The following is a 4,863-nucleotide window of genomic DNA, read 5'->3' as shown; positions in this document are numbered from 1 at the left end:
GGATCCGCCGAAGCATCCTGCACGGCCAGGTTCGGCAGCGCCTGGTGGCCGTCGGCGCGGATGCTGCCTCGATCAGCGGACATGGGGCAAGGGTACGGGCCGCCGATTAGCCGGCCCGCGGGGTGACGGCGATTCGTCTGACCGGCGACCGATCCGGCAGAATGGGGTTTTGACCTGCAGTGACCGCAGGTCCCCTAACGGAAGGACTGGGCCGGTGAATGTGGGTGACCGCGTCAAGGTGCATACCGACGCCACCTCGGAGTCCGTCATCGTGAGCATCGACGGCGAGGAAGCGGTGATCGACGGCCTCCCCGGTCGGTAATGTACTCCGCCAATGCCGTCGTTCCGAGGCACGATTCGTCTCTGATCAGCGAAGATGCATGTAGGCTGATCTAAATGGGTTGATGGGATCTGTGTCTGGACAAGGCGCTGAGACCCGCCCAGGATCGAAGCGTTTTGATGATCGACGTTAACTCGGCTACACAGCGCGGCGTGCCTCCTTCGGTGGCAGCCGAGCTGAAGGCGGTCGGACTCGAGGATGCGCACGAGATTGGACGCGGTGGATTCGGCGTCGTGTTCCGCTGCACGCAGCCTTCTCTGGATCGCACCGTTGCAGTCAAAGTCCTGGTTTCCGATCTTGATCCTGAAAATGTGGCGCGCTTTGTGCGGGAACAGCGTGCGATGGGAAGGCTGTCGGGACACCCGAACATAGTCAATGTTTTTGAGGTCGGCGTTACCCGCAGCGGTCTCCCATACATTGTGATGCAATACCACCCGAAGGATTCATTGGGGACATGGATCCGCGATAACGGACCCCTCGAGTGGGGCCAAGCGCTCCGCGTCGGTGTGAAGATGGCTGGCGCGTTGGAAACTGCACACCGTGTCGATGTCCTTCATCGCGACGTCAAGCCGTCGAATATCCTGCTCACCGAGTATGGCGATCCTCAGCTGACCGACTTCGGCATCGCGCACATGGTCGGAGCCTTCGAGACGAGCACGGGAGCTGTCACCGGATCGCCAGCCTTCGCCGCCCCAGAGGTCTTGGCCGGCGATTCCGCCAATCCGACTTCCGACGTGTACAGCCTTGCCGCCACTCTATTTTGTGCCATCACCGGGCATGTTCCCTTCGAACGGCGCAGGGGCGAGCAGATCGTAGCCCAATTCTTGCGCATCACCACGCAGCCGATACCTGACCTACGCGAGCACGGCGTACCCAATGATGTCAGCGCAGCCATCGAACATGCGATGGCGCGCAACCCCGGAGACAGGCCCACCACCGCAGCGGAATTTGGTGATGAACTTCGCGCGAGCGAGCGGCGGCACGACCGCCGAGTCGATGATATGGCAGTGCCTCGCTTCGCCGAAAGCAACTATCCAGACGGCGATCCTGCCGAGAGCGGTCCTGGCGGGATCTCGACGGAGCTGGCACAGAATCTGCCACTTGCACGCAGTACCTCTGAGCGGACACCTACGGTGGGGCGACACCGGTCGATGCCACCGAAGGTGCGAGGAAAGGCGGGAAACTTACCCCTGGAGTTGACGAGCTTCGTCGGTCGCCGACGCGAGCTTGCCGAGACGAAGAAAATGCTGTCGTGCGCACGCCTGGTTACTCTGACCGGGATCGGTGGCGTCGGAAAGACTCGGCTCGCTCTTCGCGTAGCTACCGACTCGCGGCGGGCATTCAAAGATGGTGTATGGCTGATCGAACTCGACGAGCTTCACGACGCAATGTTGGTAATCAGCACAGTCTCGGCGACCCTGGGACTTCGTCACCAATCGGCCGATCCACCTGTAACACTGTTGACCGACTACCTTTCCGGCAAACAGTTGCTGCTTGTGCTTGACAACTGCGAACACCTGGTGGATGCGGTCGCCACTCTGGCGAAAACGCTATTGCGAACCTGCCCGGGGATACGGATACTGGCAACGAGTCGTGAACCTCTGTGCATCAACGGTGAAGCGACGATCCGGGTGCCCCCGATGTCGGTCCCGGGGATGGGGCCTTCCTCACTTCAAGGGCTGCCCCATTACGAGTCTGTGAACCTGTTCGTAGAACGGGCGGTCGCGGTCCTGCCGGAGTTCGAGCTCACCGAGGATAATCAGGCGGCCGTTGCGCAGATTTGTCGACGGCTGGAGGGGCTTCCGTTGCTTGTAGAGTTGGCCGCGGTGAGATTGCGATCCATGACAGCGCAGCAGATCCTAGATCGATTGACCGATAGATACCGGCTCCTGAATGCCGGCAGTCGCGGTGCACCGTCGCGTCAGCAGACGCTGCGGTTGTGCATCGATTGGAGTTTTGAGCTGTGCACCACGCAGGAGCAGCAGCTGTGGGCTCGATTGACGGTGTTCGCCGGTAGTTTCGAACTGGATGGGGCGGAGGCTGTCTGCGCCGGAGGCATTCTTCCTGCCGACTTGCTCGACCTGGTCGCATCTCTGGTCGATAAGTCGATCCTCATCAGGGAGGAGGCAGGCGCGGTGGTGCGGTACCGGATACTCGAGACTTTGCGAGACTACGGCCGAGAGAAGCTGCAGATGAGCGGCGAGTACTCTGCCTTGCAGAGGAGACACCGGGACTGGTATTTGCAGTTTGTACTGCAGGCGGAGTCGGATTGGGTGAGTCCGAGGCAGTTGGAATGGATCACTCGCCTAGAGCGGGAACACCCGAACGTTCGTAGCGCTCTTCGGTTCTGCCTGAGCGAGCAAGACGATGCAGAAGATGGCCTGCGACTTGCGGCCGGGCTATTTCCGTTCTGGCTCTCGCGCGGCCATCTCGCCGAAGGCCGGCTCTGGCTCGACCGTGCGTTAGCCGCCAAAATAGTTACACCCACAGAAGGTCGGGCTAAATCTCTCTACCTGGCGAGTGTACTGGCGGGCATGCAAGGTGATATTCCGGCGGGAGAAACCCTACTGACGCAGGGAAACGACATCGCCGATGGATTCGACAACCTCTCGATGTCCGCACTAGCAGGGTATGCAGCAGGCTGCACGGCACTCTACAGCGGCGAACCTTCCCTGGCCGTAGTCTGCTTCGAGAAAGCAATCGCAGAGGCTCAGGGTGACGGCTACATCTTCTGCCAGATCGGGAGCCTGCTGGGACTCGGTCTTGCTTACATGCTGCTCGACGATTCAGCGCGCGCAATCAACTGGTACGAGAAGATGCTCGCCGTCACGGAACGACATGGGGAGTTGTTGTACAGCGGCCGAGCGTCGACGGTTGGGGGCTGGGCCCTATGGAGAGGAGGTGATCCTGGACGGGCTACCGCTGTGCTCGAACAAGGATTGCATCAGGCAAGTCGTGTCGACGATCCTGTTGGCTGCGCCCGATGCTTGCAGACATTGGCTTGGATCGAAGCCGACCAGCGCCGCGAGGATCGAGCCGCAGTGCTATTGGGTGCCGCCGAGGGCATGTGGCGTGACATCGGAGATCGCACGGCCAGTTCTGCCAGTCTCCTCGATAAGCTCCTCTACCAGAAGGAATGTGCGCGTCGAATCCGCCATACGCTCGGCAGCCGAGAGTTCGAGGAGCTGATTCGGCATGGAAATGCAATGAGTTTCGAGGAAGCGTCCTCCTATGCGCTGAGAGTGAAAGATCCTTCTCCGCAAGCGGAGTCCGCTAAAGCTGCGATGAGACTGACCCGACGTGAGCGTCAGGTCGCGGACCTAGTGGCAGAAGGTCTCACCAACAAGGCGATTGCCGCGAAGCTGGTCATTTCACAGCGCACGGCGCAGGGGCACGTGGAACACATTCTTGCTAAACTTGGCTTCACCTCACGAACGCAGGTCGCCGCGTGGGTTATCAAGGCAGATCAGAAGCCGAATACCCAACCATAGGATCGAGCGGCCAAGCATGGTTATCCTCAACCCAGCTCCGGTGCTGCCTACAAACCGGTGCCCGCGTTGCCCGACAAGTCATGGATGAAGTTCCACTACCAACGCACGTCCCCCCGTCGAACTCCGCAGCCGATTGAGTGGACCGAGCCAGCATGTCACAGCGACAGCGCGGCATGGGATTACGAACAGGACGTTGACTGTCTCGCCCGAGCGGCCTCGCATCTCACGTATGAAGTCGGGTCAGTGAAATTGCTCTCCGCTCTATAGATCTCCGCGCTCGACTATGGCCAGGCCTGGATGACCGGTCGACGATCCTTGGTCGGGCGACTATTGGCCAGACGCGAAGCCGACGTACTTGGTCTCGAGGTACTCCTCGATGCCTTCGGTGCCGCCTTCGCTGCCGAGTCCGGACTGCTTGACTCCACCGAACGGTGCGGCGACGTCGGAGATGACTCCGCGGTTGACGCCGACCATGCCGCTCTCGAGCTTGTCGGCGACGCGGAACGCGCGGTCGACGTTCTGCGTGTAGATGTATGCGGCGAGACCGTATTCGGTGTCGTTGGCGGCGGCGACGCCCTCGGCCTCGGTGTCGAAGCCGGTGATCGCGGCGACGGGTCCGAAGATCTCCTCGCGGACGATGCGCGCATTTGCGGGCACCTCGTCGAGGACGGTGGGCTGGAAGAAGTAGCCGGGACCGTCGACGGACTTGCCGCCGGTGCGGACCCGGGCGCCCGCGGCGACGGCGTCGTCGACGAGGGACGCCACGTTGCGGCGCTGCTTCTCGTTGACGAGGGGGCCGACGTTGGTGCCGTCGTCGCTGCCCGGTCCGACGGTGAGTGCGGCGATCCGGGCGGTGAGCTTGGTGGTGAATTCCTCGCGCACCGAGTTCGCGACGATCAGGCGGTTGGCGGCGGTGCAGGCCTCGCCGCCGTTGCGCATCTTCGCGGCCATCGCGCCCTCGACCGCGGCGTCGATGTCTGCGTCGTCGAACACCACGAACGGGGCGTTGCCGCCGAGTTCCATCGAGGTGCG

2 protein-coding genes are annotated in these 4,863 nt (G+C 61.8%); one reads left to right on the top strand and one right to left on the bottom strand.

What is annotated here, in order from left to right:
* Positions 1-459: 459 nt before the first annotated feature.
* Positions 460-3,831, top strand: coding sequence for a protein kinase domain-containing protein (locus tag AZG88_RS09525; RefSeq protein WP_061697560.1), 3,372 nt, complete (start codon positions 460-462; stop codon positions 3,829-3,831).
* Positions 3,832-4,158: 327 nt separating this feature from the next.
* Here AZG88_RS09525 and AZG88_RS09520 read toward each other — a convergent pair.
* Positions 4,159-4,863 (bottom strand): aldehyde dehydrogenase family protein (locus AZG88_RS09520; protein ID WP_156517458.1); only part of this gene is annotated, 705 nt, incomplete at its 5' end.

Source organism: Rhodococcus sp. LB1 (assembly GCF_001583455.1).
In the GTDB taxonomy this organism is placed as follows: domain Bacteria; phylum Actinomycetota; class Actinomycetes; order Mycobacteriales; family Mycobacteriaceae; genus Rhodococcus_F; species Rhodococcus_F opacus.
The sequence above is the reverse complement of the archived record's forward strand: the minus strand, read 5'-3'. Positions and strand labels throughout refer to the sequence as shown.

Coding starts and splice junctions, on each gene's coding strand:
- AZG88_RS09525 (WP_061697560.1), top strand. CDS start 460: ATGATCGACGTTAACTCGGCTACACAGCGCGGCGTGCCTCCTTCGGTG.